Origin of the sequence: Bradyrhizobium sp. (assembly GCF_004799445.1) — a bacterium.
Taxonomy (GTDB): Bacteria; Pseudomonadota; Alphaproteobacteria; order Rhizobiales; family Xanthobacteraceae; genus Bradyrhizobium.
Genome location: NZ_SSNA01000198.1, coordinates 140,394 through 164,346, shown reverse-complemented (window position 1 = coordinate 164,346; position 23,953 = coordinate 140,394). Strand labels below are relative to the sequence as shown.

Genomic DNA, 23,953 nt, shown 5'->3' with positions numbered 1-23,953 from the left:
TGATTCTACGGCGCTTTGGCACTTTGATCTATCTCATCCTGCTTTCCGATTTCAGCCCTAGAATTTCCTTTGAAATCGTGGAGAGCTTGGATGACATACGCGACCGTTATGGTCAGTTTGGCGCTTGATCAGCCCAATGAAGCCCGTTTGGCCGTCGCCGGCCAGATCGCCGAAAGGTTCGACGCCGGATTAATCGGAATTGTGGCGTCGGTATTCAGTCCCCCGCTGTACTTTACTACGGGGGAGCAAGCCCAGACTCTGATCGACCAGGGTCAGGCATCGATCAAGAGACGGATGTCGGAACTGGAAGCCCAATTTCGCGAGGCGACAAAGAATCGTGCCAAGCATATCGAATGGCGCTGCGCGATCGACTTCCCGGCGCGATATACGCTGCAGCAAGCACGTTGCGCCGACATTATCGTGAGCGGCGGACACAGTGATGCGTTTTCCGATCCGTTCGCGCTTGTCACCCCGAAAGACCTCGTGATGGAGGCGGGCCGGCCGCTGCTCGTTGTGCCCGATTCCGTCGATTGGCTCGATTTGCGAAGCATGCTCGTGGCGTGGAAAGACACGCCGGAAGCGAGGCGGGCGATCGTTGATTCGTTGCCGATGCTGCGCAAGGCCAAGGACGTCGCCGTCGCAGAGATAGTGGAAGCCGGCGGCAGCCAGCCGCTCGCTGTCTCACGGGTCCGCGATGTCATCACGTGGCTGTCGCGTCACGGTGTTTCCGCCTCGGAGCTTGTTGCGGAGCAGAATCAGGACCGGGATGCGACGGTTCAGCTTGACGCAATGGCGGCCGATGTTGGCGCGGGAGTTGTCGTCGCTGGCGCGTACGGTCATTCGCGGTTTCGCGAAATGGTTCTCGGCGGCATGACCCAACATCTGATCACACAGACCGAGCGTTGCGTGTTGCTGTCGCATTAGCAGTCAGGTTGCAAACAAAGATCGATTGGATCGCGCCGTGTACAGATTTCTCCAGCAGACTGTCGCCGAATACATGACGCGCACGGTCACGACCGTGAGTCGCGAACTCACGGTGCGTGATCTGAACCAGATGTTTGAGCGCGACGATTTCAATACCTATCCGGTCGAAGCAGACGGCCAAGTGGTCGGACTTGTGACCAAGTTTGACTTGCTGAAGTGCTTTGCCTTTACGCCGAGTCAGATGGTTCCGCGCTATGATGATTTGATGAACCGGACCGTCGCCGATATCATGACGTCGGCATACATCTACGTCGGCGCCGACACCAAATTGACGCGGGTGCTGCAGCTCATGGTCGAGCACCGAATCAGGAGCATTCCCGCGATCGACAACGACAATCGACTGGTGGGCATCATTGCCCGCGAGGATGTCATCAAGGCGCTTGCCGCCTCTGCCCAAGGGGACGCATAGACCCGCCTCGGGCCGACGGCGCGACCCCGCCGTCCACAGCTTTCCAATGGCCGGTTTTGCCAAACCCCGGTACGCGCCAAGCCATTGCTGTCGGCGACGAAAATCCAAATGTCGCAGCCTGTCGGCTCTGGCGGCGATTTTCAGTGGAATGAAGTTGATCTCGATCAAATCGCCGCGCGCCAGGCTGTGGTTCTTTGAATCGTGTCCTTGAGAGAGATTCCGCATGAGCCAGCCCCTTAATTCGAAGTCGATGACCATTGGTGAGAGTGGCTTGGCGGTATTCTTTGCGGCAGCTGCCTTTCTCTGCTTGATCGGCGCAGCCAAAGCCGTCGACGTCGCATTCGGCTTCCATGCCGCGCTCGGTGCGGCCGCGAGCCTGGCGTCGGTTTTTGTCATCCTCAACCGGTATTTCGATCGTCCTTCCTTGCTGCCGCCGCAGGAGATCAACGGCCGGCCCAACTACAACATGGGCCCGATCAAGTTCGCCACCGTCATGTCCGTGTTCTGGGGAATCGCCGGCTTCACCGTCGGGCTGTTGATTGCCAGCCAGCTCGCCTGGCCGGCGCTCAATTTCGATCTGCCGTGGACCAGTTTTGGCCGGCTGCGGCCGCTGCATACTTCGGCCGTGATCTTTGCGTTCGGCGGCAATGTGTTGATCGCAACGTCATTCTATGTCGTGCAAAAGACATCGCGGGTTCGCTTGGCCGGCGATCTTGCGCCGTGGTTTGTCGTGCTCGGCTACAATTTCTTCATTCTCATTGCGGGCACCGGCTACCTGCTCGGGGTGACCCAATCGAAGGAATATGCCGAACCCGAATGGTACGCCGATCTGTGGCTGACGATTGTCTGGGTTACCTATCTGCTGGTGTTCCTGATGACGCTTGTGAAGCGCAAGGAGCCGCACATCTTCGTCGCGAACTGGTTTTATCTTGCCTTCATCGTCACCATCGCGGTGCTTCATCTCGGAAATAATCCCGCAGTGCCGGTGTCGGTGTTCGGCTCGAAGTCATACATCGTTTGGGGCGGCGTCCAGGACGCGATGTTCCAGTGGTGGTACGGCCACAATGCCGTCGGGTTCTTCCTGACCGCCGGTTTTCTCGCCATCATGTACTACTTCATCCCGAAGCGCGCCGAGCGGCCGATCTATTCGTACCGCCTGTCGATCATTCACTTCTGGGCGCTGATATTTCTCTACATCTGGGCAGGCCCGCATCATCTGCACTACACCGCACTTCCGGACTGGGCCCAGACCCTTGGTATGACCTTCTCCATCATGCTCTGGATGCCGTCCTGGGGCGGCATGATCAACGGGCTGATGACGCTGTCGGGCGCCTGGGACAAGCTGCGCACCGATCCGGTGCTGCGCATGCTCGTGGTGTCGGTTGCCTTCTATGGGATGTCGACCTTCGAAGGTCCGATGATGTCGATCAAGGTCGTGAATTCGCTTAGCCACTATACCGACTGGACCATTGGGCATGTCCACTCAGGCGCGCTGGGCTGGGTTGGATTCGTCTCATTCGGTGCGCTCTATTGCATGGTGCCCTGGTTGTGGGACCGCAAGGGACTTTACAGCCTTAAGCTCGTCAACTGGCACTTCTGGATCGCGACCATCGGAATCGTGCTCTACATCTCTGCGATGTGGGTGTCCGGTATTTTGCAAGGCCTGATGTGGCGCGCCTACACCTCGCTCGGCTTCCTGGAATATTCCTTCATCGAGTCCGTCGAAGCGATGCATCCTTTCTACATGATCCGCGCGGCGGGCGGCGCGTTGTTCCTGATCGGATCCCTGATCATGGCCTATAATCTCTGGATGACGGTGCGCGTCGGTGAGGCCGAAGTGCAGTCGCCAGTCGCTCTTCAACCGGCGGAATGAGGAGCTGACCAATGTCATTCTGGACACGGCATCAAATTTTCGAAAAGAATTCGATCGTTCTGATCGTCGGAATTCTTGCGGTCATTGCGATCGGCGGCCTGGTGGAAATCACCCCGCTGTTCTACCTGAAGAGCACCATCGAGGTAGTCGATGGCGTCAGGCCCTATACACCGCTGGAATTGACCGGCCGCAATATCTACGTCCGCGAGGGATGTTATCTGTGTCACTCGCAGATGATCCGGCCGTTGCGCGACGAGGTCGAGCGATACGGCCACTTTTCGCTTGCCGCCGAAAGCATGTACGACCACCCGTTTCAGTGGGGATCAAAGCGAACGGGGCCCGATCTTGCGCGCGTTGGCGCCAAATATTCGGACGATTGGCATGTCACGCATCTGACCAATCCGCGCGCGATCGTTCCGCAGTCGGTTATGCCCGGTTATTCATTTCTGGCCCAGACCGAGGTTGATCCCGCGACCATCGCCGATCATCTGCGAACCAGCCGCATCGTCGGGGTGCCCTATACGGACGACCAGATTGCCAATGCCGTCGCCGATCTGACGGCGCAGGCGGATCCGGACAATGCCGGGGCGGACGCGTTTACGAAGCGCTACCCGAAAGCCGTCGTGCGCAATTTCGACGGCAAGGCCGGCGCTCCCACCGAAATGGACGCGCTGATCGCCTACCTGCAGGTGCTCGGCACACTGGTCGATTTCAAACTTTACAATGAAAAAGCCAATCTTCGCTGAGAAGGCAGAACGATGCGCGCAATCCTGACGGTTCAGAATTTCACCTCGAATTTTGTCACGACATTCTGGACCCCGATCTTCGTCGGAATATTCCTGGCAATCGTGGCTTATGCGCTTTGGCCTCGCAACAAGTCAGCTTTCGACGAGGCGTCGAAGATACCGTTGCGGGAGGAATGATAGGATCATGGCTGAGCAGAACGATTTCGACCACGTCTCCGGCAAAACGACCACGGGTCACGAGTGGGATGGCATCAAGGAACTGAACACGCCGCTGCCGCGCTGGTGGGTGCTGACCTTCTATGCCTGCATTATCTGGGCGGTTGGGTACTGGGTCGTGTATCCGTCGTGGCCGTTGCTGTCGAGCTACTTGCCCGGCGTGATGCATTACTCGTCCCGCGCGGACGTCGCCGTTGAGCTCGCAAACCTCGAGAAGAGTCGCGGCGAGAAAATGGTTGCGCTTGGCGCGGCCTCGCTCGCGGATATCGAAAAGGACCCGGCGTTGCTTGCGCTGGCGCGCGCCCGCGGCAAGACGGTGTTCGGCGATAACTGCGCGCCGTGCCATGGCAGCGGCGCGGCCGGTGCCAAGGGCTATCCTAACCTGAACGATGACGACTGGCTTTGGGGCGGCACACTCGACCAGATCATGCAGACGATTCAGTTCGGTGTGCGCTCAGGGCATGCGAAGACCCACGACAGCGCCATGCTTGCTTTCGGCAAGGATGGAACCCTCAAGCCGGAGCAGATCGTCACGGTCGCCAATTACGTTCGATCGTTGTCCGGCCTGCCCACCAGGCAGGGATATGATGCGGGCGCTGGTGCAAAAATCTTCGCGGAGAACTGCACAGTGTGTCACGGAGACGCGGGGAAGGGAAATCAGGAACTTGGCGCGCCCAATCTCACCGACAAGATCTGGCTCTACGGCTCCGACGAGGCGACTGTCGTCGAGACCATCACCAACGGCCGCACCGGCGTCATGCCGGCATGGGTGGGGCGTCTCGATCCCTCCACCATCAAGGTCATGGCGGTCTATGTTCACTCGCTCGGCGGGGGAAAGTGACCGCCAGCGGGCAGGGGAACCCTGGAATCTGGATTCTGTTTGAGGTGGATCAACCCTGCGTCTGAAGTGGGGTCTACGTTCAAGCGAGGATGCGAGATCAATCCCGCCGATGAACCAGCCTGTGCTCCCAGCTGCCGTGGAACTTGATGCCGACGGGCCGCTTTATGCGGCGCGTAAGCAGGTCTATCCACAAAGCGTCTCGGGGACATTCCGCCGCATCAAATGGGGCCTGATGGCCTTTTGTCTCGGCGTCTACTACCTGCTGCCGTTCGTGCGCTGGGATCGCGGCTTGGGCGCGCCAAGTCAGGCGGTCTTGGTGGATCTCCCCAACAGCCGCTTCTATTTCTTCTTCATCGAGCTGTGGCCGCAGGAGGTGTACTATTTCACCGGGCTGCTGATCGTCGCCGCCATTGCGCTGTTTCTGATGAATTCACTGGGCGGCCGCATCTGGTGCGGATATCTCTGTCCGCAAACGGTGTGGACGGATTTGTTCTATGCCGTCGAGCGCATGGTCGAGGGTGACCGCCGCGAGCGTATGCAGAAAGCGGCAGCGCGCGGCACGATGAAACTGGAACGTTTCGCGGAGATCACGCTCAAGCATTCGATCTGGCTGTTGATCGCGTGGTGGACGGGGGGCGCCTGGGTGCTCTACTTCAACGACGCGCCGACGCTGGTCCAGGAGCTTGTGACCTTCCAGGCACCGATGCTGGCCTATATCTGGATCGCGATATTGACAGCGACGACCTATCTGCTCGCGGGCTTCATGCGCGAACAGGTTTGCGTCTACATGTGCCCGTGGCCGCGTATCCAGGCCGCTCTCACCGATGAGTGGGCGCTCAACGTCACCTACAAATACGACCGTGGCGAAAAGCGTACATCCCTGAAGAAGGCGAGCGAATTGCGGGCCCACGGCGAAGCCGCCGGTGACTGCATCGATTGCTATCAATGCGTCGCGGTCTGCCCGACCGGAATTGACATCCGCGACGGCGCTCAGCTTGAGTGCATCCAGTGCGGCCTGTGCATCGATGCCTGCGATACCGTGATGAAAAAGGTCGGCCGAGAACCCCGCCTGATCGGATACGACAACGACATCAATATACAGCGGCGCCAGGCCGGCAAGCCGCCGATCTACCGTATCGTAAGACCGCGCACCCTGGTCTACTCCGCGATGATCGCCGGGGTCGGCGCGATCATGCTGTATGCGCTGCTGACGCGGTCGCTGCTCGACGTCAATGTGCTGCACGACCGCAATCCGGTTGCGGTGAGGCTGAGCGACGGCTCAATTCGCAACGCCTACACGGTTCGCTTCCTGAACAAGCGGGCATTCGACCGCGTGGTGGCGATCGACATCGATGGCCCCAACAACGCAACCGTCCACGTTGTCGGTGCCGATTCCGTCACGCCGGACCGACCCATGATCATCCTCGGCCGCGACGCCACCACCGAACTGAGGGTTCTGGTTACCGCGCCCTCCGAAGACAACCTCGAAAAATCGATCCCCGTGAAATTCCGCGTAACCGATATCGGACTGGGCGAGATTGCATCGGCGACCGACAACTTCGTCTCCCCGTGAAAATCCCAAAGGAGCTTTGTATGAACAGGCCGCTTGTTTCACCGAAGCCGTTGACCGGGCGTACTGTGCTCTTTGTGCTGATTGGGTTCTTTGGCGTGGTGTTTGGCGTGAACTTCCTCTTGATGAAGCTCGCGATCGACACCTTGCCGGGGACCGAGGTGGACAGCGCCTATAGCGCGAGTCTCGGTTACGAGAAGGAGATCGCGGCAGCTCGCGATCAGAACACGCGAAACTGGCGGGTCGACGCGCATATTCAGCGTGGCCCGGAGGGCGGCGCGACGCTGCAGGTCGAGGCCCGCGACAATGGCGGCGCGCTGCTATCGGGCTTGAAGTTTCAGGGCCGTCTCGAGCGGCCTACCGACCGGCGGGCCGATCGGCCGGTTGAGCTCGGGGAAGTAGGACGCGGCATTTATCGCGGGAGCGCGCCGCTGGTCGCGCCGGGACAATGGGATCTGGTTCTCGAAGGCGATGCCGCCGGACAGCGGATGTTCCTGTCGAAAAACCGCGTGTTGTTGAATTAGAAGGGCCGCATCATGCAAGCGACGCGCGACTTCTCGCACTTTGTAAAGGATATCGGCTCAGGCCTGCAGCACATCGATCTGGCGGTCGAGGGCGTCAATTGCGCAGGCTGCATGTCAAAAATCGAACGCGGGCTCTCGGCGCTGCCTGACGTAACGCTTGCACGCGTCAACCTCACCGACCGCCGCGTCGCGCTGGAATGGAAGGAGGGCGCACTCGATCCCGCCAACTTCATCGACCGGCTCGCCGAGCTTGGATACAAGGCCTACCCGTTCGAAACCGCCAGTGCGGAGGCCGCGGAGAGCGAGCAGTCGCGCTTTCTGTTGCGCTGCCTCGGTGTCGCGGCATTCGCCACGATGAACGTCATGATGCTTTCGGTTCCGGTGTGGTCCGGCAACGTCAGCGACATGATCCCCGAACAGCGCGACTTCTTTCATTGGCTGTCGGCGCTGATCGCGCTGCCGGCCGCGGCCTATGCGGGCCAGCCTTTCTTCCGATCGGCGTATCGGGCGTTGAGCACGCGCAATGTCAATATGGACGTTCCGATCAGCATCGGTGTTTTGCTTGCGCTTGCGCTGTCGGTCGTCGAGACCGTGCACCATGCCGAGCACACCTATTTCGATGCGGCGATCATGCTGCTGACGTTTCTGCTGGTCGGGCGCTATCTCGATCAAAGCATGCGGCGGCGAACGCGGGCGGTCGCCGGAAATCTCGCCGCGCTCAAGGCCGAGACCGCCACCAAGTTCGTCGGGACCGATGAGATTTCCGAAGTGCCGGTGGCGGCCATCGACCCTGGCGACATCGTCCTGTTGCGCCCGGGGGAGCGTTGCGCGGTCGATGGCACGGTCATCGAAGGGCGGTCCGAGATCGACCAGAGCCTGATTACGGGCGAGACCAGCTACGTCGCGGCGGACGCCGGCACCGCGGTCTATGCCGGCTCGCTCAACATATCGGGCACGTTGCGCGTTCGGGTCTCCGCAGCGTCGGAAGGCACGCTGCTGGCGGAGATCACCCGGCTGCTCGACAATGCGTTGCAGGCGCGCTCGCGCTATGTTCGCCTTGCCGACCGGGCATCACGCCTCTACGCGCCGGTAGTGCACGCGACCGCTTTGCTGACTGTGCTTGGCTGGGTCTTGTTTGGTGCGAGCTGGCACGATGCCATTGTCACAGGTGTCGCTGTTCTCATCATCACCTGTCCCTGCGCGCTGGGTCTGGCCATTCCTACCGTGCAGACCGTTGCGTCCGGTGCGATGTTCAGGGCAGGTGTCTTGCTCAATTCCGGTGACTCCATCGAACGTCTGGCCGATGTCGACCACGTCATTTTCGACAAGACCGGAACCCTGACTTTACCCGATCTCGAAGTCGTCAACGGGACTGATATCCCCGAATTTGCACTCTCGCTTGCCGGACAGCTCGCGCTTGCGAGCCATCATCCGGTCGCGGCCGCGGTGGCGCGGGCTTCAAACGCAAAATCGCCGCTGGTGGGTGCGATCGAAGAGCCCGGGCAAGGCGTGCGCGGCCAAATCGGCGGGATAGAGGTGCGGCTTGGACGGCCCTCATTCTGCGGGGCGGAACGGTTGGCGGAAGCCCACGCGGGCCTCGATCCGGAAGCGTCCATCGTTGCTTTCAGCTTCGGTGAAGCGAACTACGTGTTTTCCGTGCGCCAGGCGCTGCGCCCGGATGCAGGCGCGATGATTTCGGAACTGAAAAAGCGCAACATCGCGGTTGAGATTCTCTCGGGCGATCGGGAGCAGGCGGTTCTGGCCGCGGCGCGCGCGCTTGGGGTGGCAGAGTGGCGGGCGGGGGTGACACCGGCCGACAAGATCGCTCGCATCGAAGATCTGAAAGGCAGGGGATTCAAGGTGATGATGGTCGGCGACGGGCTGAACGACGCGCCGGCGCTGGCTGCGGCGCACGTCTCGATGTCACCGATCAGCTCGGCGCATTTGAGCCAGGCGACGGCCGATCTGGTTTTCCTCGGCAAGCCGTTGGCCCCGGTGGTCGCGGCCATCGATTTCGCGCGCAAGGCGCTGCGTCTGATGCGACAGAACCTCTGGCTTGCGGTCGGGTACAATGCTCTGGCGGTTCCGATCGCGATCAGCGGGGTGGTGACGCCCCTGATCGCAGCGGCAGCGATGTCCGGCTCGTCGCTTCTGGTCATGCTGAACGCGCTTCGGGCGCGCCGCGTCTCGCATGGAGGGCCGTCATGGAAGTAATGGTCATCCTGGTGCCGCTGGCGCTTGGTCTCGGGCTGGTCGGCCTGCTCGGATTTCTCTGGTCGCTGAAGAGCGGGCAGTACGACGATCTCGAGGGGGCCGCCTGGCGCGCCATCGCGGATGACGAGCCGGCGCCGAACCCTCCGCCGGATTGAATGGCAATCGCATTCCGGATCGGCGGCTTGATCTGCGGCAATCGCGTCTACGGCGACACAGCTTTCCGATAAAGCGCGCCGTAGCAGGCTGCCGCAATATCCCAGCTGAAGGATCGGGACATCGCGCGGCGGCGCATCAAATCGAGGCGATCCTTGGCGACGAAGGTCGAAAACGCGCGCCGGATGCCGCCGAGGAAGGACTCGGTCGATGGTTGAGGAAACAGGAAGCCGGTTTCGCCGTCGGTGATGGTTTCCGCCAACCCGCCGGTTTGATGGCCGATCGGGAGCGATCCAAACCTCTGCGCGTACATCTGGCTCAGCCCGCATGGTTCAAAGCGCGAAGGCATCAGCGTAAAATCGCTGCCGGCGAAAATCCGCCGCGCCTGGCCGTCGTTGAATCCGATGATGACTCCGATCGCGTCCGGCCTGCGGCGGCGCGCCTCGATCAGTGCCTGTTCGATCGCGGGCTCGCCGCTGCCGGTCACGATGATCTGGCCGCCGGCCTCAATGATCTCGTCCGCGGCTGAAAGCACAAGGTCGATGCCTTTCTGGTGCACGAGACGGGCGACAAGGCCGAAGATCGGACCGCGGGACACTGCGAGGCCAAATTGCTGGCGGACGTAATCCGAGTTGGCTCGCTTGCCTTCCCAGTCTCCCGCACCGAACGGATGGGCAAGCTGGGCGCAGACGCGGGGATCCCAGCTTTCGTCGATGCCGTTCAATATGCCGGTCAGTTGCTCGGCGTCGGAGCGGCGGCGAAGCAGACCCTCGAGCCCGCAGCCGAGTTCGGGGGTGGTGATCTCCCTGGCATAGGTCTCGCTGACCGTCGTCAGATGGGAAGCGTAGACGATGCCGCCCTTGAGGAAGGACAATTTGTCGTAGAACTCAAGGCCGTCGATATGGAAGGAGTCCTCGGGGGCACCGATCCGTCGCAGCGATTCCTTCGCGAACAGGCCCTGATAGGCCAGGTTGTGGATGGTCAGAATGGTGGGGATCTTGACCGCGTTCCAGGCGAGGTAGGCCGGCACCAGTGCGGCTTGCCAGTCATTGGCGTGAACCAGGTCGGCTGCCCAATTCTTGTCCAGAGTGCCTGCTGCGAGCTGGGCAGCGACGGAGGCAAATCGCCCGAAGCGTACGTCATTGTCGGGCCAGTCGCGGCCCGCCGCATCGCCATAGGGGTTGCCGGGACGGTCATACAGTTGCGGGCAGAGCAGGACGTAGACCGGCAGGCCGTCTTTGGTCGATCCGAGCCCGAGCGAACAGGCCGGCATTTCCGCCAAAGCCGCTGACTGGCCAACGATTTCGAGATGCGTGAATTGTTCGACGACCTCACGATATCCCGGTAGCAAAATCCGGACATCGCCCCAGCGGCGCAGTGCCCGGGGGAGGGCTGCTGAAACGGCTGCGAGGCCGCCCACCCGGACGAAGTCATCCATTTCCGTGGTGACGAACAATACCCTCAAGAAACGCCCTCGCACCGAGTGCTAATCGAGCTATGCAAGAATAGTTCCAGTTTTTCCTTGGGTTAGACGGGAGGCCCGTTCGAAGCCGCTGGCGGTTCGGACGCCGACGCCCGGGAGAATGCTTTCCCGGCGGGAAAGCCCAATCTAGGGTTACGGCCGTGGCCGAAGCTACGCAGGCCGAATGGAGTTCTACAATGACCATAGCGGGAAACGATGAGGGCAATACGACAGGGAGCTTCCAGGGCCTCCGCGTTCTCGATTTCTCAACCACGATCGCCGGCCCGCATTGCACGCGGATGCTTGCCGACATGGGAGCGGAGGTCATCAAGATCGAGTCGGTTGGAGGCGAGACGATGCGAACCCGTCCGCCGCTTCGCAACGGCTTCAGCAGCGTGTTCGGCCAGCTCAACGCCGGCAAGAAAAGCCTCGTGCTCGATCTGAAATCACCCGATGCGGTCGACGCGATTGGCCGGCTTGTGACGGCTTCGGACATCGTCGTGGAAAATTTCCGCCCCGGCGTGATGCGGCGACTGAAGCTCGATTACGCCTCGCTGCAGCCACTCAATCCGAAGCTGATCTATTGTTCGATTTCCGGATACGGCCAGACCGGGCCGTCGGCGGAATTGCCGGCCTATGCGCCGGTCATCCATGCCGCCGCGGGTTACGATGTGGCCCATATGTCGTACCAGCCTGGCCGAAACCGGCCGGATTACTGCGGAATTTATCACGCCGACGTTCTCACGGGTGTCTATGCCTTTGGCGCCATCTCGGCGGCCCTGTACCAGCGCGAGCACAGCCGGAAAGGTCAGCACATCGATGTGTCGATGCTGGAATCGATGCTCAGCCTGACGCTGAACGAAGTGCAGTGGTCGCAATTTGCGGTGACGCCGGCGAGCCGCCCGATGTTCGGCCCGCTCGAGACCGCCGACGGATATGTCATGGTGGCGATCGCCAGCGAAAAGACGTTCCAGGGTCTCGTGAGCGCTTCCGGACATCCGGAATGGATCGGCGATCCTCGTTTTGCGAAATATGGCGATCGGCGCAACCACTGGAAGGATTTGATGGACGGCGTCGAGACCTGGTCGCGCACCATCACGACCGCAAAATGCCTCACTGAGCTGAATGCGCACGGCGTTCCCTGTTCCGCCTATCGCACGGTAGCCGAAGCATTGAGCGATCCGCAGATCGCCCATCGCCGCGCGCTGGCCGAGGTGGAAGACGGAGCCGGTACGTTCAAGGTGATGAATTTGCCGTTCCAGATGTCCGGAACCCGTATCGCTGCGGGAAAGCGCGCCGCGACGCTGGGGGAACATACGGTTTCGCTGCTTCGCCAGAGCGGCCTTTCCGAAGATCAGATCGCGACCCTGGTCGGACGTTCGCCGCTGGTCGAGCGCTGCTGAGCGGGCTTGCCGGAGCGCGTGTTTCCAGCCTATGTGAAAAGGCAAGTCATCGACGGGAGAGAAGCGATGAAGAGTTTCCAGGTCGCCGATTTCAATGCCCCATTGAAAGAGGTGGATCAGCCGACGCCGCAGCCGTCGGGAACGCAGGTCCTGATCAAGGTGAAGGCGGCCGGCGTCTGTCACAGCGATCTGCATATCTGGGAAGGCGGCTACGATCTCGGCCATGGACGAAAACCGCTCTCCTTGAAAGATCGCGGCGTGTCGCTGCCGCGCACCATGGGGCATGAGACCGTCGGCGAAGTGCTGGCGTTCGGACCCGAGGCCAAGGTCGACGCCGTCGGCCTCCAGATCGGCGACGTCGCGCTGGTCTATCCCTGGCTTGGCTGCGGCAAATGCGAGACCTGTCTCGCCGGCGACGAGAATATGTGTCTGAAGCCCAACTCGCTCGGCGTCTACTGCGATGGGGGCTATGCCGACCACATGATCGTGCCGCATCCAAAATATCTCCTGGACCTGAAGGGCCTTGATCCCGTGACGGCCGCGCCTTACGCGTGCTCCGGCGTCACCACCTACAGCGCCCTGAAGAAAGTGGAGTCCGCCTTCAACACGTCGATCGTTATTTTCGGCGCCGGCGGGCTGGGGCTGATGGCGCTGTCGCTGCTCAAGGCGATGGGCGGCAAGGGTGCCATCGTCGTCGATATCGACGCGCGCAAGCGCGAAGCGGCCGAGCAGGCCGGCGCACTCGCGACCGTCGATGGCTCGGCGCCCGACGCGCTGGAACAGCTGGCCAAAAAAGCCGGCGGGCCGATCCGCGCCGTGATCGATCTGGTCGGCAATGCCAAGACCACGCAGCTCGGCTTCGACTGCCTGACCAAGGGCGGCAAGCTGGTCATCGTCGGCCTGTTCGGCGGCGGCGCGCCGTGGGCATTGCCGCTGATACCGATCAAGGCCATCACCATCCAGGGCAGCTATGTCGGCAATCTCCGGGAGACCCAGGAGTTGCTCGATCTCGTGCGCGCCAGGAAGATCGCGCCGATCCCGGTGACACCGATGCCGCTTGCGAAAGCCAATCAGGCGCTGATCGATCTGCAGAACGGCAGGCTGGTCGGCCGCGCGGTGCTGACGCCGTAAATCACCTTCCACCGTCATTGCGAGGAGCAAAGCGACGAAGCAATCCGTTCTTTCTTTTTGCGGTGCCATGGATTGCTTCGCTTCGCTCGCAATGACGGTCATTATTCTCTCGACTCATTCAAGGAAACCCCATGTCAGCCAACGATGCGCTCCACATTGCCGTGCTTGCCGGTGACGGCATTGGCCCCGAAGTCATGGCGCCGGCGCTTGAAGTCCTGCGCAAGATCGAGGCGACCACCGATCTGAAGTTTCGCTTCACCGATGCGCCGGCCGGCGCCAACCATTATCGCGAGACCGGCAAGTCGATGCCGGACTCGACGGTCAGGCTGTGCGACGAGGCCGACGCCATCCTGCTCGGCGCCTGCGGTCTGCCGTCGGTGCGCTATCCCGACAACACCGAAATCATGCCGCAGGTCGAGCTGCGTTTCCATTTCGACCTTTATGCCGGCGTGCGTCCGGCGCGTCTCATTCCGGGCGTGCCGAGCCCGATCGTGGGCGCCGATGCGCGCGGCATCGATCTGGTCGTGATCCGGGAATCCACCGAAGGCCTGTTTGCCTCGATGGGAAAAGGCGTGGTTACCCATGACGATGCGCGCGAGACCTTGGTCATCACCCGAAAGACCTCGGAGCGATTGTTCGAGTTTTCCTTCAGGCTTGCCGAACGCCGCAAGGCGCGCGGCCGGCCCGGCGCGTTGACCTGCGTCGATAAGGCCAATGTGTTCAAGGCGTTCGCGTTCTTTCGCGAGATGTTTGATGAGGCCGCTCACCGTCATCCGAAAGTGAAGGCCGACCACCTTTATGTCGATGCCTGCTCGGCGATGCTGGTCAAGCGTCCCTGGGACTTCGACGTCATGGTGATGGAGAACATGTTCGGCGATATCCTCTCCGACATGACGGCGGGCCTGATCGGCGGCATGGGCATGGCGCCGTCGGCCGACGTCGGGGATCATCATGCGGTGTTTCAGCCGTGCCACGGCACCGCTCCCGACATCATGGGGCAGGGCAAGGCCAATCCGACCGGCATGATTCTGTCCGCCGCGATGATGCTGGACTGGCTCGCCGACAAGCACGGCCTCGAGGGCGCGGCGGAAGCCGGTGAGCGGATCGAACGCGCCGTCGACAAGGTCTATGCCGACGGCATCAAGCCGATGGAGTTCGGTGGCCGCAACGGCACCGCGGATATCGCCAGGGCGGTGCTGGAGGCGTTGTAGGGGGCCGTCATTGCGAGCCAACGGGTCGCGCGAATGCGCGCCCGATGACAGGCTCCGCGAAGCAATCCATAGCACCACAACAAGAAAGAATGGGTTGCTTCGTCGCTTTGCTCCTCGCAATGACGAACGAGAAACGCATCGTGGGCAAAGCGCAAGCGCGCCCACCATTTTAGTTTGGATCGACAGGTGGGCACGGGGCGAAAATGCGGCTTTGCCCACCTTACGGCAATCGCGTACGGGGTACAGATTAAGCTTTCGAATAGCGTCATGGCACCAGCCACAGCTTCGCGATCTCGCGGCGCGATCGGCCCGAGTTTTGCTCTCAAACGTCCCGCCCTCTCATTCAGAGGGCGCGGGGAATGCCGGGCGCCCGGAGCGCCCGCAGCCGCGCGTGTAGTGTAGTAAACACGCGCGTTAGTCACCGCGGCCACACCGGAAACACCCGGCATTCCCCGCGCAATGGTTTTGCGGCTTATTTCGTGCTCTCCCCGGTGATCGGTTTATTGACACCGTCACTGGCGAAGTTACCTCCGCCAACTTGACGCCAGCGCCGAGGCGTCAGGACCACACGACTTCGCCGTCCGCATCAAGCGCCATTCGTCAAGAGCGCATTCGCGTCCATCGCATCCCGCCCCGCGTCCGTGACGATCGCGAGCCGCCCCTCTGTGGGACGGGACGGCGGTGGTTATAGAGGTGATTTGGGTATTCGGAAAATCAGAATATTTTTGCAAAAGGGGCTGGACGGCAGCGCAAATCAGCGCGTTGTCCGTGTCAGCGTTGGCGTTATGCGGGAACCGCAGCAAACGCGAACACCGCGATGATCAACAGCAGTCCCATGGACAATACCGGCGAGTAGGGATTGCTGGCGTTGCCGTGCCGATCGCGCAGGTGTCGCCAGCGCCGGCGCGCCTGCTGCCAGCCGCCTGCCGTGGCCACTCGCCAGAAAATATGCCTCATCGTCGTGCTCGAAGTAGTTTCGACTAAGCTATCAGATGCTCTCCGAGCCCTATAAATGCAATTTGGAACGGCGCGCTGTTTTATAAGGGCGGCATAAGTGGCCGCGCTACCGCCCCTTGAATTTCGGCTTGCGCTTTTCCATGAACGCGGTGCGTCCCTCGCGGAAATCCTCCGAGTTCATGCAGGCGGTGCCGATCGCCTTGATCGCGTCCATGTCGCGCGCGTCGGGGTCCTTCAACACCTGCGCGATGGTGATCTTGGCAGCATGAACCGCCAGCGGCGCATTGCCGGCAATGGTGCGGGCGATCTCGGTGGTCGCGTTCCACAATTCCGCATCGGCCACCACGCGATCGACCAGCCCGATCCTGAGGGCCTCGGCGGAATCGATCCGCACGCCCGTATACATCAGAAGCCGCGCCCAGGACGGACCTACCAGCGAGACCAGGTGCTTGAGGCCGTCATAGCCATAGGCGATGCCGAGTTTGGCGGCGGGAATGCCGAACTGGCTGTTTTCCGAGGCGAGGCGGATGTCCGCCGCCATCGCGACCTGCATGCCGCCGCCCAGGCAAAAGCCGCGGATGCAGGCGATGATCGGTTTCGGGTAGTCCGCCAGCAGCGCGCGCTGCGCGGCGCTCTTTTTCGAATATTCTTCCGAAGCCTGCGCGTTGTGCCGGGTTTTCTCGAACTGGCTGATATCGGCGCCCGACATAAACGCCTTGTCGCCGGCGCCGGTCAGGATCACCACGCGCACGTCGGCATCCTCGCGCAGTTCAATCAAGGCGTGGCCCAGCCCTTCCCACATGTCGAGCGACATGGCGTTGCGCTTGTCCGGGTTGTTGAAGGTGATGACGCCGACGCCGTCGGTGACGCTCTGCAGGATCCTGCCATCGGCATAGGATTTGTCGGTTGTTTTGGCGACGTCAAGCATGGGTGCGGCTTTCGGGGATGGAGTCTCGATGCTGCTGCACTGAAGCATTGCTTCGCCGTTACCGCAACGGCGGTACGCTCGGAAAGAGCAGGATCGCCTAACTCCAGATTTATCGTTGCGGGCCGGCTGGCCGTCGCCGCGCCCGCCCTACCGCGCCAGATGCGCCGTCAGCGGATGACTGCCGGCCTGGTTGAAGAAGGCCGCTTCCTCGGCGGTGGCTTCGAGCAGCTGTTCGTCCTGGTCGTAGATGTCGTTGCGGAACTGGATGGTCTGGTCCCTGGTCATCCATGCCGTCAGGTAGATCCAGGCCACCGGAACCTTTTTCGGCAAGGCGACCTCCTGATGCTGGCCGGTGGCGATTGCCGTGTCGACCGCGACGCGGTTCCATTTCGGCATCTCCTCCTGCAACAGCCAGGTCGCGAGGTCGCGGACATTGTCGACCCGCGAGCAGCCATGCGAGTCGAAACGGTAGTCGTCGCTGAACAGATTGCGCTGATTGGTGTCGTGCATGTAGACCGAATAGGGATTGGGCATGTCGATCTTGACCGCGCCCAGCGCGTTAAACGCGCCGTTTTGCTGGCGCACGGTGAAGTTCGGCGCGTGCGTGCCGGACCAATCCACTGCATGGGGATCGATCGGATTGTCATGCCCGTCGAGCACGTCCATGTGCATGCGCGAAAGGTAGCTCGGATCCTTGCGCATATGCGCCGAGATTTCGGTTTTCGCGATCGATGACGGCACGGTCCAGGTTGGGTTGAGCACGACGCCGGTGATTTCGGCGGTCAGCGTCGGCGACGGCTTTTCGGTCTTGCCGACGATCACGCGATAGCGCCGCACCACCTTGTCATTTTCGACGGCCTCGGCGAAGGTCGCGGGCAGGTTCACGACCACGTAACGCTGTCCAAACTGGAAATTCATGTTTTCGATGCGTTCGAGCGAGGCCTCTAGCTGCCTGATCCGCTTCTGAACCGGGACGTTGAGGGCGGCGAGGGTGCGCGGGGTGACCGTTGCCGTGGCGGCAAGGCCATGGCGCACCTGGAAGCGCTTGACGGCCTCGGCGACCACCTCGTCAAACGGTCCGAATGCCTTGTCGGCCGCAAGATCGTCGCCGACGATCAGACGCTGGCGCAGCAATTCATCGTGGGGTCCCGCTACGCCGACTGCGAATTTGGCGTCCGCTGGAATCACAGGCCAGCCGCCGCGCACCGCCAGATCCGAATAGCTCAGCGCGGCCTCCCTGATCCGCTGCGCGGTTCCTTCATCGAAGGTCGGCTCGTGCGATAGCGCCAAGGCTGCGGCGGAACGCGATTCAGGGGTGGACGCGGCCACCGCAGGCTTGGCGGGCGCAACATGCGCCGAATTTGCCCCGGTCGTCGCCGCGGTTGTCGGCCCGGCCGCGGGCGGTGCCGCGCCGGCTTGCCCCGCGCTTTGGCCGAGCGCCGGCGCGGCCGCAAGCATCACGGCGATGGCAATGATGGTCATACTTCGCATGGGTGATGTCCCCCCGGGATGCGCCGACGGCGGCGGCGTCAAATCAACAGCTTTGGCCGGCGGAGCCGGACGGGATCGGACCTGATCCGCAATGAGGTTTTGCAAATTTACTCCAAGAGGGTTGCCTACTGATTAAGTAGGTATTGCGGCTATCGCACCGCAATCCCCGGATTGGATGTTGGCTGCTTTCGGTATGTCGCGGGCGCGGCTGATCCGGTTCGTCAGGGCGCGCGGTCAGGAAAGATAAACTGCCTGCAAGAGAAGCCATGGTGCGGCCGCGCCGGCGCGCGCGCCGGCCGAGCCTCCCGAGCCAACACGCAACCATGTCGTGTTCCGCGGTGGATGCAGCTGCCCTTGAGCGAGCTGCGCGCGACAGGCGCGGACCGCTCAAGGTCCTCGGCGTCGAGCGGCCGGCGACCGCCACTCTTGACGGTCCGCTGCTGTTGTCGCGGCCGGACCAGCATGTGGCCTGGCGCGGCGATCGCGCTTGCCGGCCGATCCGCTTGCGTTGATCGACCACGTTCGTGGCGCTTCAAACCGGACTTCCGGGCCAGCGGGCCTCGGATCGATCCGGGGCGATCCAGCCAGAGGCCTAGTCTTCGTTGGCGGCGATCGATTCCATCAGGGACACCAGCTGACGCTGGACGGTCTGATCCTTGATCTTGCTGTAGGCGCGCAGCAATCTCAGGCTGAACGCGCTGTCCAGAAACAGCAGGCTCTCGACCTCTCGGGCCTTGCCATCGCCGTCGTAGAAGAATGTGACGGGGACATCGAGCGCGGTGGCGATTTGCTGAAGACGGGCTGCCCCGACGCGGTTGACACCCTTCTCGTATTTCTGAACCTGCTGGAAACTGACGCCGAGCTGGTCGCCGAGTTCGGCCTGAGAGATGCGCTGCTCGACCCGACGCAGGCGGATTCGCTTGCCAAGTTCGATGTCCGGCTTTCCGGCGCTGCGCTGTTTCATCTTCTTTGCTGCTGATTTATTCATACTGTTTTTACCGTCCTTCGCTCGTGAAGCGTATGGATATAAGGCCAGGAACTGCTCCTTATATAACGCCTTGAGCTTGCTTAAGTGAACGAATTTTTCATAAACCACGGAAATTTACCGGCAATCCAGGCCCTCGCAAGCTGGTTGATGACGCGGGGACCCGGCCGAAATCGAGGATATGCCTAACGGCAATACTCAATGTTTGGAGGTACGATATTCCGCATTCCACCGCGAGTCGGCGAAAATCCTACAAAGGCATTACTCCGGGGGACGCCCTCTCCAGCGCCCGCACCGGCTCCAACAGGCCGCCCGCCAGCTTTGGCAGACTATTGAGCAAAACACAACCCTGGCGGGTTCAGGCCGGGACTTTTTGACGCGTAGGCCTAGCCTCGGCTAGGCGCGCGCCGGGGAGACCAGAAGCTTCGGCCTGACGGCAATTGCTCCGTCGAAAGGCAGCCGCGCCACCTCGGGCGCATGCCTTCGGAAATGGGACAATTCGCCCTCAATCGCGCCACGCGCCGTTTTTTGACGTCCTGCAACGAATGGCATTCGAACGCGGCCTTCCGCCGTGCTACGCTTGCGTTACCGCGTTGGTGAACCATTGCGGCGACGAGCATGGTGCTCGGCGGAATTGCAGGCGAGTTGGTCCACCGTCGGCCGGTCCGAGCGAACAGCAATGTCACAAGTTTGTTGGGCGACCAAAAAAGACGTGCCGGATCTTGAATTGCCGGACTTTTTGGGGAACGGAGGGGTTTATGAAGCGACCGATTGGATCTCTTCGGCTCTACCTGGCAAGCTCGCTAACGGAAGAAACCCTGGTGGCTAACTCGGAAGAAAGATTGCAGGCGGTGCTGGCAACTCTCGAGCAGTGCCAGACGGCCCTCGTCCTCGGCGGCGACCGGGACATCGCGCAAGTGGTATCGGTGGCAATTCTCGAACTTCGGATCAAACTCAATCGAATTGAAGACGCGGAATTGAAAGCTTTGTGCGATGCAATGGTGCGGGATCGGGAGCCGCCGGAAAAGCCGCACCATCCGAATTCGCACGACGGTCAGCGCGGGCGTTCCCCGGTCTCGTTGAAGCTGGTCAAATAGCAACGCCGCCTTACGAGCGCCTGATATCGGCGATGCGCCGAAGCTGCGCGATTTGTCTTCACGATGTTTTTTCCAACGTTTGAAGAGAAAATTCGGCTAGGCACGCCGGAGCGGCCGCTGTGCTATTTGCGCATTCTCACCCATCCGCTACATGAGGGCGCACCGACCCAACGCCCCCCGGTGCAGGGTTCGGCAGGCCGAACGGCACAACGACCAACCATGGCGACGATTGCATGATTCACGACGTCTCGATTCCCGCGGCCCTGATTGCCGGTCTGGTCAGCTTTCTGTCACCATGCGTGCTGCCCTTGGTGCCGCCCTATCTGATCTATCTGACCGGCGCGACCATCGAACACGTCGCCAACGACGAGACGGTGTCGTCCTCCAAGCGCGCGGTGATGACCTCGGCCCTCATGTTCGTGCTCGGCTTTTCCACCGTGTTCGTGGCGCTCGGCGCCAGCGCCTCGCTGATCGGAAGCCTGATCCGTGCATGGTCGGCCGAGCTCTCGATCGTGGCCGGCGTCGTCATCATCATCATGGGTCTGCATTTCCTCGGATTGACGCGGATTGGCCTGCTGATGCGGGAAGGGCGGCTGCCAATTCCCAAGCCGGTGGGTCTCTGGGGCGCCTATGCGATGGGGCTCGCCTTTGCGTTCGGCTGGACGCCCTGTATCGGCCCGATCCTGGCGGCGATCCTCTCGGTCGCGGCCGCCGAGGCCACGGTGACGAAGGGTGCGGGTCTGCTCGCGGTCTATTCCGCCGGGCTCGGGATACCGTTTCTGATCGCGGCGTTGATGGTGGAACAGTTCTCTTCGCTGTTTGCGCGGATGAAGCGGCACCTCGCGAGCGTCGAGCGGGCGATGGGCGTGCTGCTGATCGTCACCGGCATCGGGTTTCTCACTGGCAGCGTCTCGGCGGTCAGCATCTGGCTATTGGAGACGTTCCCGGGTTTGCAGAATTTCGGCTAGAGCCTTTTCCGTTTCGATTGAATTGAAACGGGGCTCTAGGTTCTTGGTTTGACGCGTTTTCTTGACGCGAACCGGTCTCCACTTCGCTTGAAAACGCTTTAGAGCATGATCCGGAAAAGTGGATACCGGTTTTCCCTCGCGACAAACGCGAAAGCGTTTGCGCAAAGATCATGCTCAAACAACAAGATGAACGACGAGCAAGATTCAACTTTGTTGAATCTTGCTCGCGGACGCGATCGGTTCAGCCTTCGTCTTCGAGCGAACAGGTGATGGTATAGACCACGCCGTGCGGCAAAAAGTCGACGGTGGCTTCGCAGCCGAGTTGATCGAGCCCGTACTCCGGAGTCCGGGACAGGGCCTTCGCTCGAAACCGCTCTAAAGATTGCTGTCGGTAATTCCGGCGTAAACCATGGTGCGAAGTTCGCGCCGGATCGCGGTGGCGGTCGACGGCAGCACCTGGGTCATGAAGATCGCGATCAGCTCTTCGGCGGGATCGATCCAGAACGATGTCGTCGCTGCACCTCCCCATGCATACTCGCCGCGGCTGCCGGGAATCAGGGTCTGCGCGGGGTTCATCGTCACCGAGAAGCCGAGCCCAAAACCGATGCCGTTATAGGTCGCCTCGGAGAACAGCGATCGCGACATTTCCGGCAGGTCGCGTCCGCCGGGCAAATGATTTGCAGTCATCAAGGCCAGCGTTTTCGGGCCGATCAGCCTGACGCCGTCGAGTTCGCCGCCATTGAGCAGCGCCCGGCAGAAGGCGAGATAATCAGCCGCGGTCGAACACAGGCCGCCGCCACCGGAAATGAACGCCGGCGGGGACAGAAAGGAGCTCGTGGCCGGGTCATCCTGCAAGGTCAGGCCGCCCTTGCGGTCGGTCGCGTGAAACGTCATGCCGCCTTGCGGGCTTGCCGAATAACAGGCCGCGAAGCGATGGGCCTTGTCGGCCGGCACGAAGAAGTCGGTATCATTCATGCCAAGCGGAGCGAAGATGCGTTCTCGCAGAAACCGTTCGAACGGCTGGCCGCTGATCTTGCCGATCAGGTAACCGATCACATCGGTGGAGACCGAATAATTCCAGGCCTCGCCGGGTGAAAATTCCAGCGGAACTTTGGCCAGATCCTCGATCATCGATTGCAGCGTCCCGGCCTTCTCGACCTCGCCGATCTTCATTTCGCGATAGGCCGCGTCCACGTTGGAGCGTTGTTGGAAGCCGTAGGTCAGGCCGGAGGTGTGCCGCAGGAGATCCACGATCAGCATCGGCCGCGACGGCGGCCTGGTCAGAAATGCCGGCGCGGTGCCGGCCTGGAAAACGCCGAGGTTCTTCCATTCCGGGATATATTTGTGGACGGGCTCGTCGAGCGCGACGCGGCCTTCCTCGAACAGCATCATGAAGGCCACGCTGGTGATCGGCTTGGTCATCGAATAGATGCGGAAAATGCTGTCGTGCTTCATCGCGGCTTTGCGTTCGATGTCGGCAAAACCCTGCACCGCGCTGTGGACGACCTTGCCGCGGCGATAGACCAGCAGCTGCGTTCCCGGAAAGCGGCCGGCATCGATGTAGCGGGTCTTCAGATGGTCCTCGATACGATCGAAGGCGGCCTTGGACATGCCGGCGGATTCGGGCGAGGCGGGGGCAGCGGTTAACATCGGAAACGGTCTCCGGAGAGCCAGGCAGAGGCGGCCTTGATAGCCGAAAAGTGTGCCCTGTTCCAACCGTGGTGCGTTTACCTCGGCGGGATCGCTAGTGTAGGCTTATGCGGCAATGGCGTAACCCCCAGGACAGCAACAATGCCCCAATTCAACGACACCGAACTGACCGCCGCCGTTATCCGCAGTTTCGACGAGACGCCGGACCCGCGTGTCAAATTCCTGTTGGAGGAACTGGTAAAGTCGCTGCACGATTTCGTGCGCCGGACCGACCTCACCTTCGGCGAATGGGAATACGCGATCGACTTTCTGACCCGTGTCGGCCAGAAATGCACGCCGAGCCGCCAGGAGTTCATCCTGCTGTCCGACGTGCTCGGGGTCTCAATGCTGGTCGATGCCGTGAACCATCGCGAACGCGAAGGCGCGACCGAGACCACCGTGCTTGGCCCGTTCTATGTCGGCGAACACAAGCCGATGCCGCATGGCACCGACATCTCGGCCAATCTGCAGGGAGATCGGATGTTTGTGCAGAGCAGGGTCACGGATCTCGCGGGTAAACCGCTGGCGGGGGTTCCGGTCGACGTCTGGCACGCCGACGACGAGGGCTATTACGATTCGCAAAAGCCGGAATACGAAACCCAGGGTCCGTCATCGCGGGCGCGATTCATCACCGATGCCGATGGCCGCTTCTTCTTTCGCACCATTCTGCCGTGCAGCTACCCGATCCCGACCGATGGTCCGGTCGGGGAGATGATCCTGCAGACCCGGCGCCATCCGATGCGGCCGGCGCATGTCCACTTCCTCGTCGACGCTCCCGGCTACGAACCGCTGATCACCCACGTCTTCATGGAAGGCGACAAGTACCTCGACACCGACGTCGTGTTCGGGGTGAAGGACGAACTGGTCTCCAAAATCGAGAAGCGGACCGATGCAACGATGCCCGACGGCAAGCCGGCGGCCACGCCCTGGCATCTGATGACCTACGAATTCCGCATGAGGCCCGGTCAGGGAATTGCGCCCAAGCCGATGATGGCGGCGGTGACCGAGGACGCCTGAAACCGCGGCTTGAATCGTCTGCTTATTTATTGTGCGACGCACAAGAAATAAGCGAATCGCAAATTTTCGCGGCGTGCCGGCACC

The 23,953-nt window shown here is 61.5% G+C and carries 23 protein-coding genes; 17 read left to right on the top strand and 6 right to left on the bottom strand.

Annotated elements, in window-relative coordinates; translation table 11 throughout:
* Window positions 1-90: 90 nt before the first annotated feature.
* The 10 genes from E8A46_RS25455 to ccoS all read left to right on the top strand — a co-directional run bounded on the left by E8A46_RS25455 (window position 91) and on the right by ccoS (window position 9,532).
* Window positions 91-924, top strand: coding sequence for a universal stress protein (locus E8A46_RS25455; RefSeq protein ID WP_291567105.1), 834 nt, complete (start codon window positions 91-93; stop codon window positions 922-924).
* Window positions 925-961: 37 nt separating this feature from the next.
* Window positions 962-1,393 carry a CBS domain-containing protein gene (locus tag E8A46_RS25450; protein ID WP_291567153.1) on the top strand — a complete coding sequence of 144 codons (432 nt, stop codon included), beginning with the start codon at window positions 962-964 and terminating at the stop codon, window positions 1,391-1,393.
* A gap of 223 nt (window positions 1,394-1,616) precedes the next feature.
* Window positions 1,617-3,266, top strand: coding sequence for a cytochrome-c oxidase, cbb3-type subunit I (gene ccoN / locus E8A46_RS25445; protein ID WP_291567103.1), 1,650 nt, complete (start codon window positions 1,617-1,619; stop codon window positions 3,264-3,266).
* An 11-nt stretch (window positions 3,267-3,277) separates the two neighbouring features.
* Complete coding sequence (ccoO, locus tag E8A46_RS25440; protein WP_291567101.1) at window positions 3,278-4,012, top strand: cytochrome-c oxidase, cbb3-type subunit II; 735 nt, start codon at window positions 3,278-3,280, stop codon at window positions 4,010-4,012.
* A 12-nt stretch (window positions 4,013-4,024) separates the two neighbouring features.
* Window positions 4,025-4,189 carry a cbb3-type cytochrome c oxidase subunit 3 gene (locus E8A46_RS25435; RefSeq protein ID WP_291567099.1) on the top strand — a complete coding sequence of 55 codons (165 nt, stop codon included), beginning with the start codon at window positions 4,025-4,027 and terminating at the stop codon, window positions 4,187-4,189.
* Between the two features lie 7 nt (window positions 4,190-4,196).
* Entirely contained in the window at window positions 4,197-5,069 is an 873-nt protein-coding gene (gene ccoP, locus E8A46_RS25430; protein WP_291567097.1) for a cytochrome-c oxidase, cbb3-type subunit III, read from the top strand.
* A 109-nt stretch (window positions 5,070-5,178) separates the two neighbouring features.
* On the top strand, window positions 5,179-6,642 hold the full coding sequence (gene ccoG / locus E8A46_RS25425) for a cytochrome c oxidase accessory protein CcoG (protein ID WP_291567095.1): 1,464 nt from the start codon (window positions 5,179-5,181) through the stop codon (window positions 6,640-6,642).
* A gap of 20 nt (window positions 6,643-6,662) precedes the next feature.
* Window positions 6,663-7,163: a FixH family protein gene (locus E8A46_RS25420; RefSeq protein ID WP_291567093.1), complete on the top strand. Its 501-nt coding sequence runs from the start codon at window positions 6,663-6,665 to the stop codon at window positions 7,161-7,163.
* Between the two features lie 12 nt (window positions 7,164-7,175).
* The gene (locus E8A46_RS25415) at window positions 7,176-9,377 is read left to right on the top strand and encodes a cation-translocating P-type ATPase (RefSeq protein ID WP_291567091.1); all 2,202 of its coding nucleotides are present in this window, start codon (window positions 7,176-7,178) and stop codon (window positions 9,375-9,377) included.
* Entirely contained in the window at window positions 9,368-9,532 is a 165-nt protein-coding gene (gene ccoS / locus E8A46_RS25410; RefSeq protein ID WP_291567088.1) for a cbb3-type cytochrome oxidase assembly protein CcoS, read from the top strand. Before E8A46_RS25415 ends, ccoS begins: the two co-directional genes overlap by 10 nt.
* A gap of 47 nt (window positions 9,533-9,579) precedes the next feature.
* Here ccoS and glgA read toward each other — a convergent pair whose 3' ends face one another.
* Entirely contained in the window at window positions 9,580-10,995 is a 1,416-nt protein-coding gene (gene glgA / locus E8A46_RS25405) for a glycogen synthase GlgA (protein ID WP_291567086.1), read from the bottom strand.
* 194 nt (window positions 10,996-11,189) lie between these two features.
* Here glgA and E8A46_RS25400 point away from each other — a divergent pair, with 194 nt between their 5' ends.
* The 3 genes from E8A46_RS25400 to E8A46_RS25390 all read left to right on the top strand — a co-directional run bounded on the left by E8A46_RS25400 (window position 11,190) and on the right by E8A46_RS25390 (window position 14,737).
* Window positions 11,190-12,395, top strand: a complete 1,206-nt coding sequence (locus E8A46_RS25400) for a CaiB/BaiF CoA-transferase family protein (RefSeq protein WP_291567084.1) — start codon at window positions 11,190-11,192, stop codon at window positions 12,393-12,395.
* Between the two features lie 66 nt (window positions 12,396-12,461).
* Complete coding sequence (locus tag E8A46_RS25395) at window positions 12,462-13,526, top strand: alcohol dehydrogenase (RefSeq protein WP_291567082.1); 1,065 nt, start codon at window positions 12,462-12,464, stop codon at window positions 13,524-13,526.
* Between the two features lie 131 nt (window positions 13,527-13,657).
* Window positions 13,658-14,737, top strand: coding sequence for an isocitrate/isopropylmalate dehydrogenase family protein (locus tag E8A46_RS25390; protein ID WP_291567080.1), 1,080 nt, complete (start codon window positions 13,658-13,660; stop codon window positions 14,735-14,737).
* A gap of 783 nt (window positions 14,738-15,520) precedes the next feature.
* Here the strand turns inward: E8A46_RS25390 and E8A46_RS25385 are convergent.
* From E8A46_RS25385 to E8A46_RS25375, 3 genes are all read right to left on the bottom strand, one after another.
* Entirely contained in the window at window positions 15,521-15,694 is a 174-nt protein-coding gene (locus tag E8A46_RS25385; RefSeq protein ID WP_291567078.1) for a hypothetical protein, read from the bottom strand.
* 106 nt (window positions 15,695-15,800) lie between these two features.
* The gene (locus tag E8A46_RS25380; RefSeq protein WP_291567075.1) at window positions 15,801-16,622 is read right to left on the bottom strand and encodes an enoyl-CoA hydratase; all 822 of its coding nucleotides are present in this window, start codon (window positions 16,620-16,622) and stop codon (window positions 15,801-15,803) included.
* Window positions 16,623-16,769: 147 nt separating this feature from the next.
* Complete coding sequence (locus tag E8A46_RS25375) at window positions 16,770-18,113, bottom strand: L,D-transpeptidase family protein (protein ID WP_291567073.1); 1,344 nt, start codon at window positions 18,111-18,113, stop codon at window positions 16,770-16,772.
* A gap of 338 nt (window positions 18,114-18,451) precedes the next feature.
* Here E8A46_RS25375 and E8A46_RS25370 point away from each other — a divergent pair, with 338 nt between their 5' ends.
* Entirely contained in the window at window positions 18,452-18,625 is a 174-nt protein-coding gene (locus E8A46_RS25370) for a hypothetical protein (RefSeq protein WP_291567071.1), read from the top strand.
* An 80-nt stretch (window positions 18,626-18,705) separates the two neighbouring features.
* On the opposite strand, the gene E8A46_RS25365 is transcribed toward E8A46_RS25370, so the two are convergent.
* The gene (locus E8A46_RS25365) at window positions 18,706-19,101 is read right to left on the bottom strand and encodes a helix-turn-helix transcriptional regulator (RefSeq protein WP_291567151.1); all 396 of its coding nucleotides are present in this window, start codon (window positions 19,099-19,101) and stop codon (window positions 18,706-18,708) included.
* Between the two features lie 755 nt (window positions 19,102-19,856).
* On the opposite strand from E8A46_RS25365, the gene E8A46_RS25360 reads away from it, so the two are divergent.
* Both E8A46_RS25360 and E8A46_RS25355 read left to right on the top strand, forming a co-directional pair.
* A complete protein-coding gene (locus E8A46_RS25360; RefSeq protein ID WP_291567069.1) occupies window positions 19,857-20,195 on the top strand; it encodes a hypothetical protein in 339 nt (112 codons plus the stop codon).
* 233 nt (window positions 20,196-20,428) lie between these two features.
* Window positions 20,429-21,163, top strand: coding sequence for a cytochrome c biogenesis protein CcdA (locus E8A46_RS25355; protein WP_291567066.1), 735 nt, complete (start codon window positions 20,429-20,431; stop codon window positions 21,161-21,163).
* Window positions 21,164-21,538: 375 nt separating this feature from the next.
* On the opposite strand, the gene E8A46_RS25350 is transcribed toward E8A46_RS25355, so the two are convergent.
* On the bottom strand, window positions 21,539-22,813 hold the full coding sequence (locus E8A46_RS25350; RefSeq protein ID WP_291567065.1) for a serine hydrolase domain-containing protein: 1,275 nt from the start codon (window positions 22,811-22,813) through the stop codon (window positions 21,539-21,541).
* 141 nt (window positions 22,814-22,954) lie between these two features.
* Between E8A46_RS25350 and E8A46_RS25345 the strand changes: the two genes are divergently transcribed.
* Complete coding sequence (locus tag E8A46_RS25345; protein ID WP_291567063.1) at window positions 22,955-23,869, top strand: intradiol ring-cleavage dioxygenase; 915 nt, start codon at window positions 22,955-22,957, stop codon at window positions 23,867-23,869.
* Window positions 23,870-23,953 lie beyond the last annotated feature (84 nt).

What these genes read in the sequence shown, in the direction of transcription:
- E8A46_RS25455 (WP_291567105.1), top strand. Translation starts at nt 91, where the DNA reads ATGACATACGCGACCGTTATGGTCAGTTTGGCGCTTGATCAGCCCAAT.
- ccoN (WP_291567103.1), top strand. Translation starts at nt 1,617, where the DNA reads ATGAGCCAGCCCCTTAATTCGAAGTCGATGACCATTGGTGAGAGTGGC.
- ccoO (WP_291567101.1), top strand. Translation starts at nt 3,278, where the DNA reads ATGTCATTCTGGACACGGCATCAAATTTTCGAAAAGAATTCGATCGTT.
- E8A46_RS25435 (WP_291567099.1), top strand. Translation starts at nt 4,025, where the DNA reads ATGCGCGCAATCCTGACGGTTCAGAATTTCACCTCGAATTTTGTCACG.
- ccoP (WP_291567097.1), top strand. Translation starts at nt 4,197, where the DNA reads ATGGCTGAGCAGAACGATTTCGACCACGTCTCCGGCAAAACGACCACG.
- ccoG (WP_291567095.1), top strand. Translation starts at nt 5,179, where the DNA reads ATGAACCAGCCTGTGCTCCCAGCTGCCGTGGAACTTGATGCCGACGGG.
- E8A46_RS25420 (WP_291567093.1), top strand. Translation starts at nt 6,663, where the DNA reads ATGAACAGGCCGCTTGTTTCACCGAAGCCGTTGACCGGGCGTACTGTG.
- E8A46_RS25415 (WP_291567091.1), top strand. Translation starts at nt 7,176, where the DNA reads ATGCAAGCGACGCGCGACTTCTCGCACTTTGTAAAGGATATCGGCTCA.
- ccoS (WP_291567088.1), top strand. Translation starts at nt 9,368, where the DNA reads ATGGAAGTAATGGTCATCCTGGTGCCGCTGGCGCTTGGTCTCGGGCTG.
- E8A46_RS25400 (WP_291567084.1), top strand. Translation starts at nt 11,190, where the DNA reads ATGACCATAGCGGGAAACGATGAGGGCAATACGACAGGGAGCTTCCAG.
- E8A46_RS25395 (WP_291567082.1), top strand. Translation starts at nt 12,462, where the DNA reads ATGAAGAGTTTCCAGGTCGCCGATTTCAATGCCCCATTGAAAGAGGTG.
- E8A46_RS25390 (WP_291567080.1), top strand. Translation starts at nt 13,658, where the DNA reads ATGTCAGCCAACGATGCGCTCCACATTGCCGTGCTTGCCGGTGACGGC.
- E8A46_RS25385 (WP_291567078.1), bottom strand. Translation starts at nt 15,694, where the DNA reads ATGAGGCATATTTTCTGGCGAGTGGCCACGGCAGGCGGCTGGCAGCAG.
- E8A46_RS25380 (WP_291567075.1), bottom strand. Translation starts at nt 16,622, where the DNA reads ATGCTTGACGTCGCCAAAACAACCGACAAATCCTATGCCGATGGCAGG.
- E8A46_RS25375 (WP_291567073.1), bottom strand. Translation starts at nt 18,113, where the DNA reads ATGCGAAGTATGACCATCATTGCCATCGCCGTGATGCTTGCGGCCGCG.
- E8A46_RS25365 (WP_291567151.1), bottom strand. Translation starts at nt 19,101, where the DNA reads ATGAATAAATCAGCAGCAAAGAAGATGAAACAGCGCAGCGCCGGAAAG.
- E8A46_RS25360 (WP_291567069.1), top strand. Translation starts at nt 19,857, where the DNA reads ATGAAGCGACCGATTGGATCTCTTCGGCTCTACCTGGCAAGCTCGCTA.
- E8A46_RS25355 (WP_291567066.1), top strand. Translation starts at nt 20,429, where the DNA reads ATGATTCACGACGTCTCGATTCCCGCGGCCCTGATTGCCGGTCTGGTC.
- E8A46_RS25350 (WP_291567065.1), bottom strand. Translation starts at nt 22,813, where the DNA reads ATGTTAACCGCTGCCCCCGCCTCGCCCGAATCCGCCGGCATGTCCAAG.
- E8A46_RS25345 (WP_291567063.1), top strand. Translation starts at nt 22,955, where the DNA reads ATGCCCCAATTCAACGACACCGAACTGACCGCCGCCGTTATCCGCAGT.